This is a genomic window from Streptococcus sp. HF-1907, from assembly GCF_015594605.1.
Classification (GTDB): domain Bacteria; phylum Bacillota; class Bacilli; order Lactobacillales; family Streptococcaceae; genus Streptococcus.
Window position 1 is genome coordinate 26,653 of the sequence record NZ_JADNQT010000008.1, and the last position, 20,663, is coordinate 47,315.

At 42.5% G+C, this 20,663-nt stretch carries 18 protein-coding genes; 5 read left to right on the top strand and 13 right to left on the bottom strand.

Annotated elements, in window-relative coordinates; genetic code table 11:
• The 5 genes from IYQ92_RS05745 to ccpA all read right to left on the bottom strand — a co-directional run bounded on the left by IYQ92_RS05745 (position 1) and on the right by ccpA (position 6,745).
• Positions 1–861: an ABC transporter ATP-binding protein gene (locus tag IYQ92_RS05745; protein ID WP_195675772.1), complete on the bottom strand. Its 861-nt coding sequence runs from the start codon at positions 859–861 to the stop codon at positions 1–3.
• Between the two features lie 143 nt (positions 862–1,004).
• Positions 1,005–2,957 (bottom strand): threonine--tRNA ligase, encoded by a 1,953-nt coding sequence (gene thrS / locus IYQ92_RS05750; RefSeq protein ID WP_195675773.1) that lies wholly within the window; start codon positions 2,955–2,957, stop codon positions 1,005–1,007.
• Positions 2,958–3,296: 339 nt separating this feature from the next.
• Positions 3,297–4,634, bottom strand: coding sequence for a glycosyltransferase family 4 protein (locus IYQ92_RS05755; RefSeq protein WP_195675774.1), 1,338 nt, complete (start codon positions 4,632–4,634; stop codon positions 3,297–3,299).
• A 1-nt stretch (position 4,635) separates the two neighbouring features.
• Positions 4,636–5,634, bottom strand: a complete 999-nt coding sequence (locus tag IYQ92_RS05760; protein WP_195675775.1) for a glycosyltransferase family 4 protein — start codon at positions 5,632–5,634, stop codon at positions 4,636–4,638.
• 106 nt (positions 5,635–5,740) lie between these two features.
• Complete coding sequence (gene ccpA, locus IYQ92_RS05765; RefSeq protein WP_195675776.1) at positions 5,741–6,745, bottom strand: catabolite control protein A; 1,005 nt, start codon at positions 6,743–6,745, stop codon at positions 5,741–5,743.
• Positions 6,746–6,959: 214 nt separating this feature from the next.
• On the opposite strand from ccpA, the gene IYQ92_RS05770 reads away from it, so the two are divergent.
• The 5 genes from IYQ92_RS05770 (at position 6,960) to IYQ92_RS05790 (ending at position 11,044) form a co-directional block, all read left to right on the top strand.
• Positions 6,960–8,045 carry a M24 family metallopeptidase gene (locus IYQ92_RS05770; protein WP_195675777.1) on the top strand — a complete coding sequence of 362 codons (1,086 nt, stop codon included), beginning with the start codon at positions 6,960–6,962 and terminating at the stop codon, positions 8,043–8,045.
• A 49-nt stretch (positions 8,046–8,094) separates the two neighbouring features.
• The gene (locus tag IYQ92_RS05775; RefSeq protein ID WP_195675778.1) at positions 8,095–8,823 is read left to right on the top strand and encodes a DUF554 domain-containing protein; all 729 of its coding nucleotides are present in this window, start codon (positions 8,095–8,097) and stop codon (positions 8,821–8,823) included.
• A 140-nt stretch (positions 8,824–8,963) separates the two neighbouring features.
• The gene (locus IYQ92_RS05780; protein ID WP_195675779.1) at positions 8,964–9,659 is read left to right on the top strand and encodes a LexA family transcriptional regulator; all 696 of its coding nucleotides are present in this window, start codon (positions 8,964–8,966) and stop codon (positions 9,657–9,659) included.
• 2 nt (positions 9,660–9,661) lie between these two features.
• Positions 9,662–9,868 carry a hypothetical protein gene (locus tag IYQ92_RS05785; RefSeq protein WP_195675780.1) on the top strand — a complete coding sequence of 69 codons (207 nt, stop codon included), beginning with the start codon at positions 9,662–9,664 and terminating at the stop codon, positions 9,866–9,868.
• A gap of 213 nt (positions 9,869–10,081) precedes the next feature.
• Entirely contained in the window at positions 10,082–11,044 is a 963-nt protein-coding gene (locus IYQ92_RS05790) for a tRNA dihydrouridine synthase (RefSeq protein ID WP_195675781.1), read from the top strand.
• A gap of 70 nt (positions 11,045–11,114) precedes the next feature.
• Here IYQ92_RS05790 and IYQ92_RS05795 read toward each other — a convergent pair whose 3' ends face one another.
• From IYQ92_RS05795 to aroA, 8 genes are all read right to left on the bottom strand, one after another.
• Entirely contained in the window at positions 11,115–12,779 is a 1,665-nt protein-coding gene (locus tag IYQ92_RS05795; protein WP_195675782.1) for a SulP family inorganic anion transporter, read from the bottom strand.
• A gap of 928 nt (positions 12,780–13,707) precedes the next feature.
• Complete coding sequence (locus IYQ92_RS05800; RefSeq protein WP_195675783.1) at positions 13,708–14,448, bottom strand: alpha/beta fold hydrolase; 741 nt, start codon at positions 14,446–14,448, stop codon at positions 13,708–13,710.
• A gap of 44 nt (positions 14,449–14,492) precedes the next feature.
• Complete coding sequence (locus IYQ92_RS05805; protein ID WP_324253063.1) at positions 14,493–14,756, bottom strand: CD1845 family protein; 264 nt, start codon at positions 14,754–14,756, stop codon at positions 14,493–14,495.
• 36 nt (positions 14,757–14,792) lie between these two features.
• The gene (rlmD, locus tag IYQ92_RS05810) at positions 14,793–16,424 is read right to left on the bottom strand and encodes a 23S rRNA (uracil(1939)-C(5))-methyltransferase RlmD (protein ID WP_195675784.1); all 1,632 of its coding nucleotides are present in this window, start codon (positions 16,422–16,424) and stop codon (positions 14,793–14,795) included.
• An 84-nt stretch (positions 16,425–16,508) separates the two neighbouring features.
• Positions 16,509–17,894, bottom strand: a complete 1,386-nt coding sequence (locus IYQ92_RS05815; RefSeq protein WP_195675785.1) for an LCP family protein — start codon at positions 17,892–17,894, stop codon at positions 16,509–16,511.
• 29 nt (positions 17,895–17,923) lie between these two features.
• Positions 17,924–18,760: a prephenate dehydratase gene (gene pheA / locus IYQ92_RS05820; protein ID WP_195675786.1), complete on the bottom strand. Its 837-nt coding sequence runs from the start codon at positions 18,758–18,760 to the stop codon at positions 17,924–17,926.
• On the bottom strand, positions 18,757–19,233 hold the full coding sequence (locus IYQ92_RS05825; protein WP_195675787.1) for a shikimate kinase: 477 nt from the start codon (positions 19,231–19,233) through the stop codon (positions 18,757–18,759). The genes pheA and IYQ92_RS05825 overlap by 4 nt, the downstream gene beginning before the upstream one ends.
• Positions 19,226–20,509 carry a 3-phosphoshikimate 1-carboxyvinyltransferase gene (gene aroA / locus IYQ92_RS05830; protein WP_195675788.1) on the bottom strand — a complete coding sequence of 428 codons (1,284 nt, stop codon included), beginning with the start codon at positions 20,507–20,509 and terminating at the stop codon, positions 19,226–19,228. The genes IYQ92_RS05825 and aroA overlap by 8 nt, the downstream gene beginning before the upstream one ends.
• Positions 20,510–20,663: the final 154 nt, after the last annotated feature.

Below are 20,663 nucleotides of genomic sequence, written 5' to 3' on the forward strand. Positions count from 1 at the left end.
TTATTCCCCCTCGTAAGCTGTTCCTGTAATTGTCAAAAAGACATCATTAATATTTCCTTTTGACCAATCAAAATCATCAATATCCGCTTGATATTTTCCCAACAGTGTCATCGCATCTTTTATAGATAAACCATCAAATACTAGTCGATTTACCGAATCTAATTTATAGCAATAATCACTAAATAAGCCCTCTTTCATGGTTTCAATGACCAAACGATTAGAACTATACTCTTCTTTCAAATATTTAGCTGATCCTTTAGCTAATACACGACCATGGTCAATGATGTAGGTCATATCTGCATTTTCTGCCTCCTCAAGATAGTGAGTTGTTAAGAAAATGGTCAATCCTTCTTGAGTCTGCAAAGAGCGAAGCATTTCCCAAATATCTTGACGAGATTTAATATCAAGGCCTGTGGTTGGTTCGTCCAAAAAAAGAATATCGGGTTTATTAAGCAATGCTCTCACAATATCGACTTTCCGTTTTTGACCTCCAGATAAGGTTCCATATTCTTGGTGCAACATTGCGATATCAATATCAATCAGATCTAGTAAACGATTAATCCAATTTTGATCTATATTACTGTATAGAGATTTTCTACTCTCAATGTTATCCATGACGGTCAGATCATCATCCAAAATACTATTTTGAAAAACGATACCGATTTTTAATCGTTCATCCATCACAATAGTTCCTGAGCTGGGTTGCAATAGTCCCGTTAACATCCTTATCGTTGTTGACTTTCCCGCACCATTAGTACCGATATAAGCAAACAACTGACCTTTCTCAATCTCTAAATTTAGGTGATCAACGACCGTTTTATCACCATATCGCTTTGTCAAAGATTCTGTTTTAATCAACATCCGCTTTCCTCCTTAAATTTAACTATATTGTAACAGATAGCATTATTCAGAAGTAAAAAATATCGATGAGTAGTTAAAAGTTGGAGGTAAGCTGTCATAATTGAGCATCAAAAAAGAAGCTCCTAAGAGCCTCTTTCAATCCATTATTCAGCTTCGTCTGCCGGGCGTGATTTGCGGGCAATATCTGCTAAGATATTGTCAACAAACTCTGAAATTGTTTCTGTGTGTGTTGCCTTGCTTCCATAACGACGAACGTTAACAGATTTGTCAGCCATTTCCTTGTCACCAACGATTAATTGGTAAGGAACTTTTTGGGTTTGGCTTTCACGAATCTTGAATTGCATTTTTTCATTGCGCTCATCGACGTCCACACGGATACCACGATCACGCAATTCTTTAGCGACTTCCCAAACATAATCAACGTGTGCTTCGTTTGAGATTGGGATAACAGTGACTTGTTTTGGAGCCAACCAAGTTGGGAAGGCACCCTTGTAAGTTTCGATTAGGATAGCTGTGAAGCGTTCCATAGTTGAGATAACACCACGGTGAATCATAACCGGACGGTGTTCTTCACCATCAGCACCAACATAAGTCAAGTTGAAGCGTTCTGGAAGCAAGAAGTCCAATTGGATGGTTGACAAGGTTTCTTCTTTACCAAGGGCAGTTTTCACTTGAATATCGAGTTTTGGACCGTAGAAGGCTGCTTCACCTTCAGCTTCAAAGTAATCAACGCCCATATCATCCATGGCAGCCTTAAGCATGGCTTGCGCATTTTCCCACATTTCATCGTTATCGAAGTATTTGTGCTTATCTTCTGGGTCACGGTATGACAAGCGGAAACGATAATCGTTCAAATTGAAATCATGATAAACATCGATAATCAATTGAAGTATCTTCTTGAATTCATCTTGAATTTGTTCTGGTGTAACGAATGTGTGACCGTCATTCAAAGTCATTTCACGCACACGTTGCAAACCAGTTAGGGCACCAGATTTTTCATAACGGTGCATCATACCGAGTTCCGCAATACGGATTGGCAATTCACGGTATGAGTGAACATGGTTTTTATAAACTTGAATGTGGTGTGGACAGTTCATTGGACGAAGAACGAATTCTTCACCGTCACCCATGTCCATTGTTGGGAACATATCTTCACGGTAGTGATCCCAGTGACCAGATGTTTTGTAAAGTTCCACAGAAGCTACTGGTGGTGTATAAACGTGTTGGTAGCCTGCAGCGATTTCCTTGTCAGTAATGTAACGTTCAAGGATACGACGAATGGTCGCACCATTCGGCAACCAGAACGGAAGACCTTGACCAACTTCTTGGCTAATCATGAAGAGGTCGAGCTCTTTACCTAGTTTACGGTGGTCACGTTCTTTAGCTTCTTCACGACGTTGAAGGTAAGCTTTGAGGTCTTTCTTGTCGAACCATGCTGTACCGTAGATACGTTGCATCATCGCGTTGTCGCTATTTCCACGCCAGTAAGCGCCTGCTACGTTAAGAAGGTGGAAGACTTGGATGCGTCCAGTAGAAGGTACATGTGGACCACGGCAAAGGTCTGTGTATTCCCCTTGTGAGTAAATAGTAAGACCACCGTCATCTTCTGAGTGTTCTTCAATCAATTCCAACTTGTATGGATCGTTTTTGAAAATTTCACGCGCTTCATCTTTAGTGACTTCTTTACGGATTGATGGGAAGTTTTCTTTGACGATTTTCTTCATTTCTTCTTCGATGCGAGGAAGATCTTCGTTTGAAATTTGTCCTGCTTCATTGTCAGTGTCGTAATAGAAACCATCTTCGATAGCGGGACCAACGCCAAGGTGAATGTCTGGAAAGAGACGACGTGCAGCTTGCGCAAACAAGTGAGCCGCTGAGTGACGAAGGATTGGAAGAGCATCTTCATGGTCAGGTGTCACGATTTCGATGCTACCGTCTTCTTCAATGGCACGAGTTGTGTCAATCAATTTGCCGTTGAATTTACCAGCCAAGGCTTTTTTAGCCAAAGAATTTGAAATGCTTTGCGCAATTTCAAATGTTGTCACACCAGATTCAAATTCGCGCACAGCGCCATCTGGGAAAGTGATGTTAATCATCTTATTTATCTCCTTTTATTTTTTACATCATTCAAAAACAGATTCGTGCAAACTTTTCCCGAAAAATAGAAAAACCGCATCCTCAAAAGGACGCGGTCGCGTGGTTCCACCTTAATTTATCCAACACAAAACTCGAGAATACTTGTGTCAGACCTCTATTGGCGATAAGGGAACCACCCTTTTATGTTTGCATAAAATCATACCGAGTAGTATCTCACCATAAATGGGCACCATTTCCAGCTTCCAGGCACTCTCTCAACCATTTGACAAGGCTTGACGTATCTCTAAAGACTATTATACCACAAACATCAGAATTTTCAAGGATTTTTCCCCTTTTAGCTAGTCCAAGAAATCTCGGATAGAGGAAATCATCTTTTTAGGTGCGCGGACAACTTTCTTTGAAGCCTTGCCTGTCAAAGACACCGCCTGTTTAGGCATGGTCACAGCCCCGCGAGCTAATCGTAAAACTCGTGGCTTGTCAGCATTTTTACGAACGGTCAGTGATAATTTATGAGAGTTACGATTTTCTTCAGTGATGAGAACATCCAAATAAAAGGCATATACCGATTTGCCAAATCGCTCCGCAGAAATCTCATAAAGCTTTTCCTCGTAAGCATCAGCAGTCAGTTCAGGCGTCTCAATAATGGCATCAATAATAGCATCCGCCAAGTCCTCCTCACGCTGATAAAGCGTCCCAAACATGCGGTCTGTCACCACATCGTCTAGGTAAGGATTGCTCTGCGCAATAATCGGACGACCACTGGCCAGCGCTTCAATATAAGTCAAGCCCTGCGTCTCACTGGTCGATGCGGAAATGAAAAAGTCACACGCCTTATAGTAAACCGCAACTTGGTCATGGCTTACCATTCCCGTGAAAATAACCGCATCTTCAATTCCAAACTGCTGGACCTGGTCCTTCAAATCATCCAAGTATGGACCGTCTCCGACAATCACCAATTTGACCTTGCTATTTTCTGCCAATACTTTTGGTAAACACTTAAGAATGGCTTGAATATTTTTCTCGTAGGAAACGCGGGATAGGCTGAGTAGCATAGTTTCATCTGGGGCAATACCTAAGTGTTGACGGAGCTCTGCTATTTGTTCTTTTGTAATATCTTCACGACGGTACTTTTCAACTGGAATCCCTGTCGGAATGATACGCTTAGGAATCTTAACCTCATAGCCATCCAAGATATTATAGACAATACGAGAAGGACAAATAACGCCATCAAGGTCATTCAGATAACCACGCATGACATATTTGACCATGCTTGGCTTAATCAATTTTCCCTTAGCGATATAGCCAACGTAGTCCTCATACTGAGTATGATAGGTGTGAACCACAGGAATCTTCAAGGCTTTAGCCACTAATTTTCCTAAAATTCCCAGACTAAATTCAGTCTGTGTGTGGATGATATCAAGCTCATAAGCCTTGGCGATTTTATAAGCTGAAATCAGACCACGATAGACAACTCGGCGGTCTGTGAATGAAATAAAGGGCACACTAGGCAAGCGGATGATGGTCGGGTCTTCATAACGCTTAACATCGCGCTCTGTCGTCGTGAAAATATAGACTTCATGCCCAGCTGACTCTAGCTCTTCTTTTAAGGTCCGAATACTCGTCGCAACACCTGATACTTGTGGAAAATAAGTATCTGTAAACAAGCCTACACGCATCTTATAACTCCATTACTTGTTGATAGACGCTGACTAATTGGTCAGCGATTTTCTCAATGCTTCTACTCTCGGCAACTGCATAGCCGGCATCTTCCTTGTGACTTGCGCCAGCCAAAACATTTTCCAAAGCCTTCACAAAACCATCGACATCTGTAGCTAAATCGGCTGAACGCTCGTTAACCCATCCTTCATAGACTGGAATGTCTCGAAGGACAACATGCTGACGGCTAGCTAGCGCCTCCAAAACAACGATTCCTTCAGTCTCTTCACGACTTGGGAAAAAGAAGGCATCACTGGCTGACATAGCCCCTTCATAGACATCTCCCTTGATGTAGCCAGGGAAAATAACATTTTTAGGATGTTTCTTGGTCACAATCTGACGAACCTTGTGCGGAATAACCCACTTATTGGTCTCACCAAACCAGATAAAACGGACATCTGGCATGGCTTCAGCCACTTTGACAAAGTCATCAATTCCCTTACGCATGAAGAAAAGCCCAGCTCCCATGACAACCTTTTCACCAGGTTTAATATTGAAATAATCATGGAAAGCTTGTTCTTTCTCGGGAGTCGTCTGGTACTTGGTCAAATCAATCCCATTTGAAACAGCGTAAATCGGATTAGTGATACCATATCCTTGAATCAGATGTTTTGAATATTCTGTCGGTGTGATGATAGCATCTGCCTTACGATAAAAGTGACAGAGGTACCATTTGAAAAGGGGTGCAACGAGATTTGAACCGATGAAAGAATTTCTAAAATCCTCCTCGGTTGAGTGCCCGTGCATAATCACTTTCTTGCCAGCTTTTTTCGCTTGATTCATCAAGCGCCAGCTTTTTACTCCATAAGTATTGATATGGACTAAATCATAATCATCATTGGGGTCCATTGTATAATCTTGCCCAGCACTCAGCATGGCACGTTCTTGATGTTTAATGGCACGGCCAATACCTGATTTTCGCAAATAGTGCTCGGCTTCTAAATACAGTAAAACTTTCATACTTTCTATTATAGCCTATTTCGCCTATTTTTTCATCATTCACGGAAAAATCAGACTAGAGACCGATAAAAAAGAAGCTAGGTGCTAGACCTAACTTCATTCCTAATTAGTCTCTCGCTGTTCCACGTTTGACAATACCGTGATTCAACAAAATTTCTTTCTCTTCCAACTCTTCCTTGTGCATGATTTTAGTCAGCATGCGCATGCTGACGGCACCAAGGTCATAGACGGGTTGGCTGATTGATGTCAAGTTTGGACGTGTGTAGAGTGTGATTGGAGAATCATTGCTTGTGATGATTTCAAAATCTTCTGGCACACGTTTTCCTGCTACGAAAAGACCGTTCAATAGACCCGCTGCGAGTTCATCTTCAGTAACATAAGCCGCAGTTGCTCCTGAATTGATGACACGCTGAGCCAATTCGTAACCTTCTTCATAACGATAATTAGCTTCAAAAACAAGACCTTCTTTAAAGCTGAGCCCGTTTTTCTTAAGACCCTCTTTGTAACCTGACAAACGCACTTTACCGTTAATTTCATCAATTAGTGGTCCTGAAACAAAGGCAATCTCTTTGTTCTTTTCAGCTAAAATGTCAACAACATCTTGAACTGCAGCCTTGTAATCAATGTTAACGCTTGGCAATTGATGTTCCAAATCGACTGTACCCGCTAAAACGATTGGAGTGCGTGAGCGTGAAAATTCAGCACGGATTTTCTCAGTGAGGTGGTGCCCCATGAAAATAATACCATCAACCTGCTTAGCAAAAAGCGTATTGACCACATTGACTTCTTTGTCATCGTCTTCATCACTTGAGGCAAGGACAATATTGTACTTATACATAGCAGCGATATCGTCGATACCACGCGCTAGAATTGAGAAATAAGAGTTGGCGATATTTGGAATCACTACTCCGACTGTTGTCGTCTTTTTGCTTGCCAAACCTCTAGCAACCGCATTTGGACGGTAATCAAGACGATCGATAACTTCAAGAACTTTCTTACGAGTATTTTCTTTTACATTCTTATTGCCATTTACAACTCTACTGACCGTTGCCATAGAAACACCCGCTTCACGGGCGACATCATAAATCGTAATTGTATCATCTGTGTTCATATTGGACTTCCTTTCTATTTGAAAATGACGCTTTCAATAGTATTTTATCACCTTTTGGAAACACTTTCAAGCTATAACAATTATTTTTTATGAAAAATCTTTCATTTCTTCTATATAGGCTTGATTTTTTCTGTAATTTTTGAAAGAATAGTAGGCAGAAATAGAACTAGCCTTTAAATCAGACTAATTCTTAGATTAGGAAGAAGGTTTTTACATGTCAAAACTCACTCAAATCAGCCAATACCTCGCTAAAGAGGGAGCTAATATTGCTGTCTTTTCAGACCCCGTAACCGTTAATTATCTCACTGGCTTCTCCTGCGACCCACACGAACGCCAAATGTTCCTGTTCGTCTACAGCGACCGTGAACCTGTTCTTTTTGTTCCAGCGCTTGAAGTCGCTCGCGCCCAAGGAATCGTTAATTTCAAAGTCTTCGGTTATGTTGACTCTGAAAATCCATGGGAAAAAATTCGTCAAGGGTTGCCATCTGTTGATAGCGCTAAAGTATTTGCGGAATTTGACAATCTTAATGTTACTAAATTCCAAGGCTTACAAACGGTTTTCAAGGGGCACTTTGAAAACTTGACACCGTTTGTCCAACAAATGCGCCTCATCAAATCGCAAGATGAAATTGAAAAAATGCTGATTGCCGGTCAATACGCTGATAAGGCTGTTCATGTTGGTTTTAACAATATTTCACTTGACGTGACTGAAACAGATATCATCGCTCAAATCGAATTCGAAATGAAAAAACAAGGCGTTGATAAGATGAGTTTTGAAACCATGGTTCTAACTGGTGATAATGCTGCTAACCCACACGGTATCCCAGGAACTAACAAAATCGAAAACGATGCTCTGCTATTGTTCGACCTAGGTGTCGCTACTAACGGCTACATGTCTGATATGACACGTACGGTCGCTGTCGGTCAACCAGACCAATTCAAGAAAGACATTTACGAACTCTGTCTTGAAGCTCAATTAACCGCTCAAGATTTCATCAAACCTGGTGTGACTGCGGCTGAAGTAGATGCTGCTGCGCGTAAGGTCATCGAAAAAGCTGGTTACGGTGAATACTTCAATCACCGTCTTGGTCACGGTATTGGTATGGACGTTCACGAATTCCCATCAATCATGGAAGGAAACGACCTCGTCATCCAAGAAGGCATGTGTTTCTCTGTTGAACCTGGTATCTACATTCCTGGCAAGGTCGGTGTTCGTATCGAAGATTGCGGCCACGTTACTGCTTCTGGCTTTGAAGTTTTCACACAAACGCCAAAAGAACTACTTTATTTCGAAGGATAATGTCATTTAGAGGCTCATTAGGGCCTCTTTAACATGAAAGGAAAACTCTATGCCAACTGGCGTTATTATCAATTCACTTGCCATCTTTTTAGGCGGAATCGTCGGAGGTTTCTGGGGGAAAATTTTTCCAGACCGCCTCAAAACTGAACTCAACAATATTTTCGGTGTCTGTTCGATGGGGATGGGGATTGTCTCTGTCATTCTTATGAAAAATATGCCTGCTGTTATCATGGCTATCGTTGTGGGGACAGGACTAGGTATCTTGCTTAATTTTGGACAGGGCATCAATCGTGCTGGTCTTACTATGCAAAAAGGTGTTGCGAAACTACTTCCCAACGCCTCAAGCAACCTCTCACAGGACGAATTCCTAATCAATCTTTTGACTGTCATCGTGCTCTTCTGTGCCAGCGGTACTGGGATTTATGGGTCACTTGATTCAGGGATTTCAGGCGACGCCACTATCTTGATTTCAAAATCAGTACTTGACTTCTTCACAGCCGCTATCTTCGCTTCTACGCTTGGCCTAGTGGTTTCGCTCATTGCTATCCCTCAGTTCATCATTTTCACTGCCCTCTTCCTGCTTGCCAAAGTTATCATCCCTCTCACGACACCTGCCATGATTGCTGACTTCAAGGCCTGCGGTGGCTTCCTCATGATCGCAACGGGTTTCCGTATCATCAAGGTCAAAATGTTCCCTACCGCTGATATGATTCCAGCCATGATTCTCGTCATGCCCCTCAGCTGGCTCTGGACTAACTTCATCGTGCCATTACTTTGATTGAGCGCCCTACGGGGTGTTTTTCTTTTACTTTTGGAAAATAGCTGCGCTTCTCTCAAAAAAAGAAAATATTTTTACTTGTCATTAAAAATAGATTTGTTATAATAGTTGTAAAGTTATTTCTTTACAAGGAGATTAACATGTTCTCACACCAACGTTTAAAAGCTCAAAGACAGGCTCTGGGCTACAATCAATCACAAGTCGCCAAAGCATTGGGCATATCCAGAATGTCCTATTCCTACTGGGAATCTGGAAAAACCAAACCTAATCAGAAAAATCTCAAGCAGTTAGCCGATTTATTTCAGGTTCAAGAAACCTACTTTGAATCAGAATATCCGATTGTCACTACTTACCTACAATTGTCAGACGACAATAAGACCAAGGCAGAGCAATATGTTGACCAACTATTGCAGACACAGCTAGAAGCTCAACAAAAGGTTGTACAACTATTTGCGGTTCAAGTGCTATCCGATGTCGCCTTGTCAGCAGGTAGAGGTGAGTCACTCTTTGACGAATTTGAAACTGAGACCGTCTATTCAAACGTTGAACAATCAGGCTATGACTTGGCTGCCTGGATTAGCGGAGATTCCATGGAACCACTCTATCAAAATGGAGAAGTCGCTCTCATCAAAGCAAATGGATTTGATTACGACGGTGCTGTCTATGCCCTCTCTTGGAATGATTCTGTCTACATCAAGAAGCTTTATCGTGAGAAAAATGGCTTTCGCATGGTCTCTTTAAATCACGATTATCCAGACCGATTCATTCCTTATGAAGACCAGCCACAAATTGTTGGTCTCGTTGTCAGTCACTTTATGCCAGTTATTGGAGGTTAGTTATGCGTTTAAATGATATTTTGAAATTACAAGATTACAACTTAGATAGCAATTCAACTGTGGAGATTTTTGACATGGACGACTTTTCGGATGCCGTCAAAGCTCGCAAATTCAAAAAAATCATTATCCCACAAGATGAAAGTACAGAAATTTATCCCTACGCCTTCCTGATTAACTCCTCCATCCTCATCGCTATGGAAGCTGATTAAGACATAGGTAAGCCTCAGCCAGTGTCCCAGAACTATTTTGCTTTCAGTAGGAAAACAACTCAAAAGTAAGCAGACTGACTTAAGGAAGTCATAAAAAATAAGCTAAGAGACCATACAAGCGTGAAATTTGCATCCTACCACCGTTTTGGTATAGTAAGTAGACGAGATATTGGTAACGGCCGTTGTCAATTTTTTACTATAAGGAGAGATGAAATGACTGCTGATAACTTTTGGCAAACTTTACCAAAACCATTTTTTGTTTTAGCCCCCATGGAAGATGTGACTGACGTCGCTTTCCGTCATGTGGTGGCAAAAGCTGGGCGCCCCGATGTATTCTTCACTGAATTCACCAATGCTGCTTCCTACTGCCACCCTGACGGCATTGAGTCCGTGCGTGGTCGCCTGACATTCACTGATGATGAGCAACCGCTAGTCGCCCACATTTGGGGTGATGTTCCTGAAAACTTTTCTCAAATGGCTAAAGGCATGAAAGAAATGGGCTTCGCTGGTCTTGATATCAACATGGGCTGTCCAGCGCCTAATGTTTTCAAACACGGCCGTGGTGCTGGTTTGATTTTGCGCCCAGAAGTTGCTGCTGAACTGATTCAAGCCGCAAAAGAAGGTGGACTTCCAGTCTCTGTTAAAACGCGACTCGGTCACGCCAAGCCAGAAGAATATAAAGATTGGCTCAGTCATATCCTTAACCAAGGCATCGCCAATCTCTCCATCCACCTACGGACAAAGACAGAGATGTCCAAGGTTGATGCTCACTGGGAAATGATTGGAGAAATCAAAGACCTACGCGACCGTATCGCCCCAGATACCCTACTCACCATCAACGGAGATATTCCTAACCATCAAGTCGGCATGGAACTGGTTGAAAAATATGGTATTGATGGCGTCATGATTGGTCGAGGTATTTTTACCAATCCGTTTGCCTTTGAAAAAGAGGCTCGCGAACACAGCCCCAAAGAACTTATCGCCCTCTTCCGCTACCACTTGGACCAATTTGATGAGTACCAGCTCCGCCCATTCCCATCAATGAAGCGCTCCTTCAAAATCTACATCCGAGGCTTCAAAGGAGCTAATGAACTCCGCATTGCTCTCATGGATGCTAAGACTAGCGACGACTGTAGAAAATTGCTGGATGACTTTGAAGCGGAGCATCTGAGCTAATCATATCCAAACAATAATAAAAGCACTCTTGATACCTCTCATCAAGAGTGCTTTTATTATAGACTAGTTTTTAGTTAGCTGGTGCAAGACTAGCTGCGCGGGCTAGGGCTGCATCGATGTTTTCACAAATGTTTTCTGCGCCGACTTTCTCAATGAAGGCTGCTTTTTCCATAACGTGGTAAGGTTGTTCGTTAACATGAGACAGAATGAGGGTCATGCCACGTTTGCGAGAGATTTCGAGAGTCTCTTCCAAGGCTTCTAAACCTGAAATGTCCATAGCAGGGACGTTACGCATGCGGATGATGAGGGCGTTTTTGCCTTCTTCATGATCGACATTTAAGAAATCATTGGCTGCGCCGAAGAAAAGAGCTCCGAAGACTTCATAAACAAGGGTGTTTTTAGGAACATCTTTGAGGTCTGAGTCTTCTGAAAGCGTTGGGTCATCAAGGCTCCCCTTATCTACCCATTGGCGGACTTCAGCGACGTCTGACATGCGTTTCAAGAAAAGGAAGGCTGCAAGAACCATCCCAAATTCGATGGCAACGACTAGGTCGAAGAAGACTGTCAGAAGGAAGGTAATGACTAAGACTGCAATGTCACTCTTAGGTGCGGTGCGCAGCATATGTCCAAAAGTACGCCAGCCACTCATGTTATAACCAACCATGATGAGGATGGCCGCCAAACAGCTCATAGGAATCAGCGACGCGTAAGGCATCAAGAAGAGCAAAATCAAGAGAAGGGTGATGGCGTGAACCATACCAGCAACGGGTGTACGTCCACCATTTTTGACGTTAGCCGCTGTACGAGCGATGGCACCTGTGGCAGGAATTCCACCAAATAATGATGACATCAAGTTACCGACACCTTGACCAACCAACTCCGCGTTGGAACGGTGATTCCCACCAATCATCCCGTCTGAGACAACGGCTGACAAGAGAGATTCGATAGAAGCCAAGATAGCGATGGTAAAGGCTGGCGACATCAATTGACGAACCAGATTAAATGACAAATGTGGCACGGTGAAGCTTGGTAGACCGACCTTGATGGTATAAAGGTCACCAATGGTTTTGACAGAAGACACATGCCCCAAGCCAACGATAGCTGTTGTGACCAAGATAGCGACTAGCGACCCAGGAATTTTCTGAGAGACTTTTGGCCAGAAAATCTGAATCAAAAGGGCTAGTAAACCAATCATGAGCGTTGGCCAGTTGATGCTACTGATATTTTTAGCGTAGACGCCAAGCTTTGCCACAAACTCAGCAGGCACAGCCCCCATGCTCAAGCCCAAGAAATCCTTGATTTGCCCAGCGACAATCCCTACGGCAATCCCCAGCGTGAAACCAACTGTGATGGTTTTAGGGATGAATTTAATCAAATCACCAAAGCGTAATAGCCCCATGATAATCATCATAATCCCAGCCATGAAGGTCGCAACGGTCAGACCAGACATACCATACTGAGCAATGATGCCATAGATGATGACAACGAAGGCCGCCGTCGGTCCACCAATCTGAACGCGACTACCTCCCAAAAAGGAAATAAAAAAACCAGCTACAACAGCGGTGTAAAGCCCTTGCTCTGGATTGACCCCAGAAGCGATAGCCAAGGCGATTGACAATGGCAGAGCGATAATGGCGACGATGATACCAGCCACCAAGTCCTTCATGAACTGTGCGCTCGTGTAACCCTTTAGGGTCGTGAAAAATTTAGGTTTAATGTATTTTAAAGCGTCCATCTTTTCCTCCTCATTTTTTGCTCTCAGACGCTTGCGAGAACTCATCTACCATTCTAGCACAGACAAGCCCAAAACTCTAGGGTATCAAGACATGAAAGCGTATCAGAGAAAGATAAATTTTATGAAAAATAAAATCCGTAAGAATGATGTCAATGAAAAACAGGCTGATACTGGCGATAAGCTCACTGGAAAATAGAATTTTGCCACTGGCGCAAGGTTAGCTGAGCCTGATCACATGTGAAATGGGCTGTTGCAACCTAGCAACAAGCTGAAAACACGTAAGACGGACTTCCTGCAGACTTGCGACAGGCTGGAAACAACTGAGACAGACTCCTGCAGACTTGCGGCAAGCTGAAAACACGTGAGACGGACTCCTGCACACCTGCGGCAAGCTGAAAACACGTGAGATGGCTTCCCTGAAACTCTAGGCAAGCTGGAAACACTTGAGACGTCTTCCCTCAGACTCTAGGCAACTCGGCAACAACTGAGACAAGGAGGTGGAAACATAGTTATGCTCTTTGGGACTTGTCAAAAATAAAATCAATCACTACCATTGACTGATAGAATTAGTAGCGTCTTTAACTAATCATTGGTCAAATCAATCCATGAATAACACGGTTAAAAAATACTTGGCTTCTTTTCCATTAAAAAAAGCAGAGGTAGTCCTACTCTCCGCTCTTATAATTGCACAGTTAATACTGTATTTGTGTCTCGACTTATTCTCAAAGCGACTTCCCGAAAACTAGAAAGCAAGTCGGACTTGTTCTATGCGTTTTTCACTAGCAAACTTACACACTCCACATGAAACGAGTGAACACTAAGTATGTCAAGTAGTTGCGTTCGTATGTGTGAACATATCTATAAACCTTTTAACGATAGATTGTGGTTATCGTTAAAAGGTATTAGCTCGACAAACTGGGATTTGTCACTACTTTGTAATAGCATATATTTCTTTTACATAATCACCAGGGTGGTTGATAGAAAACTCACCATGATACATTCCTTCTTTAATTCTAAAAGAACTACCCTCAATTATTTTACTGATTGTTTTCGCAGAGCTTTTCATTGAACTATTTTCTTGTCCTCCCACAAAAATGCTCACTTTCGCATTGCTATTGCTAAGTAAATCTTTTATAGAATACATAGAGTTTGCCTGTAAAAAAGCAATCATGTTTTGCTTTGTGATTTTGCAAGTGTCTCTGTAATAATCATCAAAAAATTCTTGATTCATTTTAAGCGATTTGAATTGTAACTTAGAAAACCATTTATGTTTAATCAGCCCATAGCAATTTCCAAAAACCGGTTTAATCATTGAGTATATCATCTTTGAGGGTACAACAAGAGCGCTTTCGACGATTGCATATTCACAAATATCTTCTCGCCGAGACATAATTTCAAGCAGAATCTGACCGCCAAGAGATAATCCCCCTATTAACAATACAGAACCGTCAAATGTTTCATCAATAAAGGAAATAATCTCTTTCGCATTGTCCTCTATTGTTGTAAAATCCCTATCGCTTTCTGCATGACCGTCTAATACTGGAAGAATGACATGAAAATCATTTTGAAGCATTTCAGCTTCTTTGCGATAATTCCACCACGATAGTCCGCCTCCGTGCAATAGAATAATAACATCGCTATTTTGTTTTCCGAACTCCTTATAATTCATTTTGCATAACCTCTTACACAAATTCAAATTTATCACTTCTTAATTTAAACTGATTTTATCACTTCATTGATACCTTGCAAGAAACCTATAACTGCTGCCCCAACCATTGGTATTCCATATGGGCTTACTAAAAGTCCAACTACCAACGCTTCTATAGCAATTGGTAGTTCTTTTTTAATAAAAGAGCCAATTGCTACAAAAATACACATCAGCATTAACAATGATAGTAGCATGGTTCCTATACTTAGAATAAAAGTCAGAAATGCTGTGAGAATACTTAACACCAAGCTAATTGGGAACAAGATTATTTTTATTATCCATCTCGTAAATACCCTCCATTTCTATTAAATCATTTTAAAATGCCTTAAAGCATCCATGATAGCTTCCTCTTTTTCCGGTGTGCATTGTGGAATAACTTGTTTCTCTTTTTTTGATTTATTATAATGCTCCCTTAATTCAATACCACATTTCTTTTTAATCTGAGCAATATAGAGTGTCGAAACCTTTAAATTGAATTTTTCTAATATATATTCTTTGATTTGTGCATAAGTAGCCTTGCTTTCAGCACTTGTCAAATCAAGCTCATCCAACTTAATTTCAACATCTATATGCTTATCGACATCAAGTTTGGACAATAATGCTACTGTCTCCACATGATGCGTATTTGGAAATAAATCCACAGGTTGCACCTTAGTCAACTTATAGCCAAGTTCTTCAAAGAGGGCAATATCACGCGCCATGGTTGCTGGGTTACATGAGATGTAGGTCACCTTGTCCGCTCCAGTCTCTGCTGCGGAGCGAATAAAACTCTCAGTCAAGCCCTTGCGCGGTGGGTCAACCATGATGACAGTTGGTTTGATACCGTCTGCCACCCATTTGGCCATTGCATTTTCAGCGCTATCCGCAACATAGGTGCTATTGGTGATGCCGTTTAGCTCAGCATTTTTCTTGGCATCAGCGACAGCCTTTTCCACCACCTCAACGCCATAAACGTGCTTGACGCGCTTAGCCACAGAGAGACCGATGGTCCCAATCCCCGAGTAGGCGTCGATGACCACGTCGTTAGCCGTCAGGTCGGAAAAATCAATGGCAGTCTGGTAGAGCTTCTCAGCCATGACCGTGTTGACCTGATAGAAAGACTGAGCCGAAATCTCGTAGGTATTGCCCAGCATCTGGTCCTCAATCACATCCTTGCCGTAAAGCCTGCGAAACTCAGATCCAAAGATAGCATTGGTATTTTTGTCGTTGATATTTTGGATGACAGAGACTACTGCGGGAAAGGCTTGGGTGATTTGTTCAATCAATTGCTGGACGCGGAAAATCTTAGGACGAGTGGTCACGAGGACGAGCATCATCTGACCAGTGTAGTGCCCGCGACGGACAACAAGATTACGGATGAGACCAGTCTGCTCTTTCTCATCATAAGGCTTGATGTCAAAGCGGCGCAAGAGGTCACGTGTCGTATTGACCAGCGCATCAATCTCTTTTTCCTGAATAAGGAAATCCTCAATCGGCATGAGGTCATGGGAATTTTTACGGAAGAAACCAGTCTCTAGCTGATCATTGACACGGCGGACAGGCACCTGAGCCTTGTTGCGGTAAGCAAAAGGCGTCTCCATACCCAGAGTTGGCAAGACCTCCACATCAGAAATATGTGCCGTCTTGTACAAATTATCCGCCACTTGTTTTTGCTTGAAAACAAGCTGGGCTGGATAGGCTAGATGCCCCAAATCAGCAATCCCCGTCCGCAAATAAGCCGCATCTAGGCTGTCGTTACGGTCTGGCGATAATTTTAAGTATTCCTCAACCTTACCGAAACCAATATTCTTACGCACTTTCAGCACGCGCATCTTGATAACTTCACCAGGAAGAGCATTCTCAACAAAAAACACAAAACCATCAACCTTGGCAACACCCATTCCCTCATGGCTCAGGTCAGAAATGGTCACTTCTACAATATCATTCTTATTTAACATAATATCCTTTTCTTAGCTCTGCTATTTCCCTAAAAAGAAAATAGAGCGGTAATCTACCACTCTATTATAACACAAGTCACTTCACTAACGCAGTCCCATCTGTTTGAGAGACTTCTTATACTTAGCAAAATCAATGTAGAGGGCCATGCCTCCATACTGGTCATAATCATCAACCCAGTCGCCTTCCTGCGGAATCGTTAGTTGCTGGATACCATTTTTGGCATCAGATGCTATCGAAATCCCCTTGGTCAGCAAGAAAGAATAAGAGAGGTTGGTCGATGTTAAGGCAAATACCTTACCAATAGCTGCTGAACCCGTGAAAAGCTTGGTTGGGTCTTTGATTTGTGAAACGATAGCCTTCATCACTTGCTGCTGACGCTTGGTACGACCAAAGTCACCGTCGTCATCCTTACGGAAACGCGCATAATTCAAGAGGGTACGACCGTCCATATACTGCTCGCCAACCTTAATCGTCTGCTCGGGAACGATGCCATCCTTCATGTTCAAATCATCAGGCACCTGGACAGAATCCACAGACTGACCACTGACAAGACCAAACTTAGCATTGATTTTTACCCCCTTAGGGAAAAGGGTGTTAATAGCTTCCGCAAAAGTTTCAAAATCGACCATGGCGTAATATTTAATGTCAATGTCAAAATGCCTTTTCAGAGTCTGACGAATATAATCAGCTCCGCGATGCCCATCCTGCTCACCCAAATTAAAAGCGGTGTTCAATTTCAAGTCATAGTAGCCGTCTCCAGCGCTGTAACCAGGAATGTTAACCAGTGTATCGCGCATAAAGCTGACCATCTTAACCTTGTGGTCCTTATTGCCGACATTGACGACCATGATGGTGTCCGTTCTAGCATCTGTCGATTGCTCCGTCACCCGTTGGTCACTCCCCAGAACAAGGATATTGGTCCCATCCTTGGCATCTTTACCCGAAAATTTCTCCTTCACCGCTGGCGAATAATTGCCCTTGCTACTAGTCACATCACTTCTTCCCTTGAAGAACATGAAAAGCATTCCAGCCATGAGAACTAGAAGTAAGAGTCCAGCCCATTTCAAAACACGTTTAAATCCTTTTTTAGAGCGTTTCTTCTTTGGCTTAGGAACTTTCTTTTTAGCCTGCCTCTTTACTGCCGAGGTTTGTTGGCTTGTTCTAGCCTGTCTTGGATATTCTGGCAAGCCATTTTCCCCTACATTAGCAGGAGCTTGAGAATGCCACTCATTTTCCTGTCTCCTAGTCGCAGGATTGGGATAGACAGAAAGAGTTGATTCCTTTTGTGGTGGGGAATAAGATTCTTGACTAGCTTGCCTAGGAGAAGCTTGCTTTGCCGCATTTTTTTTCTGCAACAAGTAATTGAACTCCAACTTCTCACGTTCATTCAAGTAGTGAAGATTTTTCAGGAGATAGCTGTACCGTAACTCTTCGTGATGGGTTAAAGGCTCTTGGTTTTTGTTTGTCATGTCTCCTCCATACTATTCTTTATTATTTCCTACTCTCCCTTATCCACTGTCAATACATCATATTGTCCTAAAATTTTGTGTTGAATGCCCAGCGCAGCCAATTCTTCCAAAGCAAATGTCACCAAGGTTTTCTTACTATTTTCGACATCTACAATAAAAAAGTATTCTCCTAGAGCTGTTTTGAGAGGACGACTTTCGATTTTGGTTAGGTCAATGCTCCGCCAAGCAAACACTGACAAGGCTTTGTAGAGGGCACCAGGCATATTGTCTGGCAAGGTCAGTGCCAAAGATAATTTCTCTGCCTGCGTTTTCAAACATGACCTTATTTGCCCATGACCCAAGACCCAAAAACGTGTGTAATTTTCCGCCATTTCCTGAATGTCCTTGGCCAAAATCTGCAAATGATATTCCTTAGCGGCAGCCTGTGGCGCGATGGCAGCATAGGGCTGGTCAGGATTTTCTGCAATAAAACGCGCCGCATAAGCTGTGCTGGTTGTCAACTCAATCTGAGCCTGAGGATAGTGCGCCTTGATATATTTTCTACCCTGCGCAATAGCTTGAGGGTGTGAAAAAATCTTCTCAACCGACTTGTCCAAATCCGTCACCAATAATTGCTGCTTGATTGGCTGAACAATCTCAGCGACAGCCTGAATTTCCGCCTGATGAAAGAGATAATCCAAAGTCTCATGAACAGACCCTTCAATCGAATTCTCAACTGGGACAATGGCAAAATCAACCTGCCCACTTTCATAAGCCTTAATCACCTCCGTGATATTGGCAAAGGGCTCTAACTGCGCATCTGGATAAGCTTGGAGAGCTGCATTATGCGTAAAGGAACCACTTGGTCCTAAATAGGCAATCTTCATTTGATTTCCTCGATAATTTCTTGGGGCGTCTTGTTGCTCACGTCGATAATTTGACTAGCTACCGTTTCATACCAATCCTGACGACCATCGAAAATAGCCTTGAAGTCCTCTTTGCTATTATTGACAAAGAGAGGACGGATATTCTCTGAATCATTGGTGATACGGTTGTAGAGGGTCTCAAAATCTGCTTTCAAGTATATGGTTTCAGGATGTTCAGCCAAAATATGGCGATTAGCCTCCGAAACAACAACACCCCCACCAGTTGAAACAAGGTGGTCAGACTTGGTTAATTCTGCCAACACTTCCGATTCAATCTGACGAAAAGCAGGCTCACCTTCTTTGGCAAAAAAATCTGCAATCGGCATCCCGATTCGTTCAACGATGACAGCATCCATATCAATAAAATCAGGGTCCAATAGTCTTGCAATAGTTGATTTCCCAGAACCCATAAAACCAATCAATAATTTAGCCATGAATCAATGCCTCCAAATCACTGAAAAAGCTTGGGTAGCTAGTATTGATAGCCTCAGCACGCTCCAAGACCAAGTCACCCTTTTTAGCAATCAGCCCAGCAATCGCCGTCATCATGCCGATACGGTGGTCGCCATAAGTATTAATGTTAGCACCATGAAGTTGAGATTTTCCATCGATAATCATACCGTCAGCAGTTGGTTCGATAGTGGCACCCATTGCATTGAGAGCGTCAGCCACGACCTGAATACGGTCAGTTTCCTTCACTTTAAGCTCTTCGGCATCTGAAATGACCGTTCTACCATTTGCTTGCGTTGCAAGAAGAGCAATAATAGGCAATTCATCAATCAAACGCGGAATGATGTCGCCACCAATCTCAGTGCCATGCAAGTCGGAACTTTCCACTGTGATAGTCGCTGACTTAGCAATCGGGTCAATATCTGACAATTCAAGTTTGCCCCCCATAGCTTTGATAACGTCAAGAATCCCCGTGCGGGTCTCATTAATCCCAACATTTTCAAGAATGATTTTGCTGTTAGGCACAATGAGTCCTGCTACTAGCCAAAAGGCTGCGCTGGAAATGTCACCAGGAACAACAACTTTTTGACCGGTAAAACTTTGCCCGCCTAAGACACGAATTTCCTTACCATCTACAGCAATATGACCGCCAAACTGTTTAATCATATCCTCAGTGTGATTTCGTGTCTTCTCCTTTTCAATAATAACCGACTCACCATCCGCCTGTAAAGCAGCAAAAATCAAAGCAGATTTTACTTGCGCAGAAGCAACTGGAAGCTGGTAATGAATCGGTTTGAGCGCTTTACTTCCTCGCATTGTTAGAGGTGGCAAATCACGGTCTGTCTGTCCCGAAACCTCTACGCCCATTTGACGCAAGGGAATAGTCACACGGTCCATTGGACGCTTAGACAAAGAATCATCCCCAAACATCTCAACTTGGAAATCTTGCCCAGCCAATACACCTGAAATTAAGCGGATAGAGGTACCAGAATTTCCCATGTCTAATTTATTCTGAGGAGCTTTTAAGCCACCAAAACCTACACCTTGAATCGTAACAACATCACAATTATCTTCAATCGTCACACCAAGGTCACGAAAAACCTGCATGGTAGAAAGGACATCTTCCCCACGCAAAATATCATAAACTTTGGTTTCACCCTTAGCTAAACTTCCAAACATAATGGAACGGTGACTAATTGATTTATCGCCAGGCACTCGAATACGGCCCTGCAATGATTGAATGTTGGTCTGTAACTTCATAAACTACCCCCAGTATAACTTTTCTACTATTGTATCATAATTTGACAGAAGATTTGAACACTTCTTAAAAAAATGATTATCAATTTTGACAAATCGTTAGAATAGCGACCTTCTATCAGGCCGAAGCATACAAAAACACCCTAGGCGAACCCAG

Bases quoted from the DNA above. Each gene is read 5' to 3' on its own strand.
- IYQ92_RS05745 (WP_195675772.1), bottom strand. From the start codon at position 861: ATGTTGATTAAAACAGAATCTTTGACAAAGCGATATGGTGATAAAACG.
- thrS (WP_195675773.1), bottom strand. From the start codon at position 2,957: ATGATTAACATCACTTTCCCAGATGGCGCTGTGCGCGAATTTGAATCT.
- IYQ92_RS05755 (WP_195675774.1), bottom strand. From the start codon at position 4,634: ATGCGTGTAGGCTTGTTTACAGATACTTATTTTCCACAAGTATCAGGT.
- IYQ92_RS05760 (WP_195675775.1), bottom strand. From the start codon at position 5,634: ATGAAAGTTTTACTGTATTTAGAAGCCGAGCACTATTTGCGAAAATCA.
- ccpA (WP_195675776.1), bottom strand. From the start codon at position 6,745: ATGAACACAGATGATACAATTACGATTTATGATGTCGCCCGTGAAGCG.
- IYQ92_RS05770 (WP_195675777.1), top strand. From the start codon at position 6,960: ATGTCAAAACTCACTCAAATCAGCCAATACCTCGCTAAAGAGGGAGCT.
- IYQ92_RS05775 (WP_195675778.1), top strand. From the start codon at position 8,095: ATGCCAACTGGCGTTATTATCAATTCACTTGCCATCTTTTTAGGCGGA.
- IYQ92_RS05780 (WP_195675779.1), top strand. From the start codon at position 8,964: ATGTTCTCACACCAACGTTTAAAAGCTCAAAGACAGGCTCTGGGCTAC.
- IYQ92_RS05785 (WP_195675780.1), top strand. From the start codon at position 9,662: ATGCGTTTAAATGATATTTTGAAATTACAAGATTACAACTTAGATAGC.
- IYQ92_RS05790 (WP_195675781.1), top strand. From the start codon at position 10,082: ATGACTGCTGATAACTTTTGGCAAACTTTACCAAAACCATTTTTTGTT.
- IYQ92_RS05795 (WP_195675782.1), bottom strand. From the start codon at position 12,779: ATGGACGCTTTAAAATACATTAAACCTAAATTTTTCACGACCCTAAAG.
- IYQ92_RS05800 (WP_195675783.1), bottom strand. From the start codon at position 14,448: ATGAATTATAAGGAGTTCGGAAAACAAAATAGCGATGTTATTATTCTA.
- rlmD (WP_195675784.1), bottom strand. From the start codon at position 16,424: ATGTTAAATAAGAATGATATTGTAGAAGTGACCATTTCTGACCTGAGC.
- IYQ92_RS05815 (WP_195675785.1), bottom strand. From the start codon at position 17,894: ATGACAAACAAAAACCAAGAGCCTTTAACCCATCACGAAGAGTTACGG.
- pheA (WP_195675786.1), bottom strand. From the start codon at position 18,760: ATGAAGATTGCCTATTTAGGACCAAGTGGTTCCTTTACGCATAATGCA.
- IYQ92_RS05825 (WP_195675787.1), bottom strand. From the start codon at position 19,233: ATGGCTAAATTATTGATTGGTTTTATGGGTTCTGGGAAATCAACTATT.
- aroA (WP_195675788.1), bottom strand. From the start codon at position 20,509: ATGAAGTTACAGACCAACATTCAATCATTGCAGGGCCGTATTCGAGTG.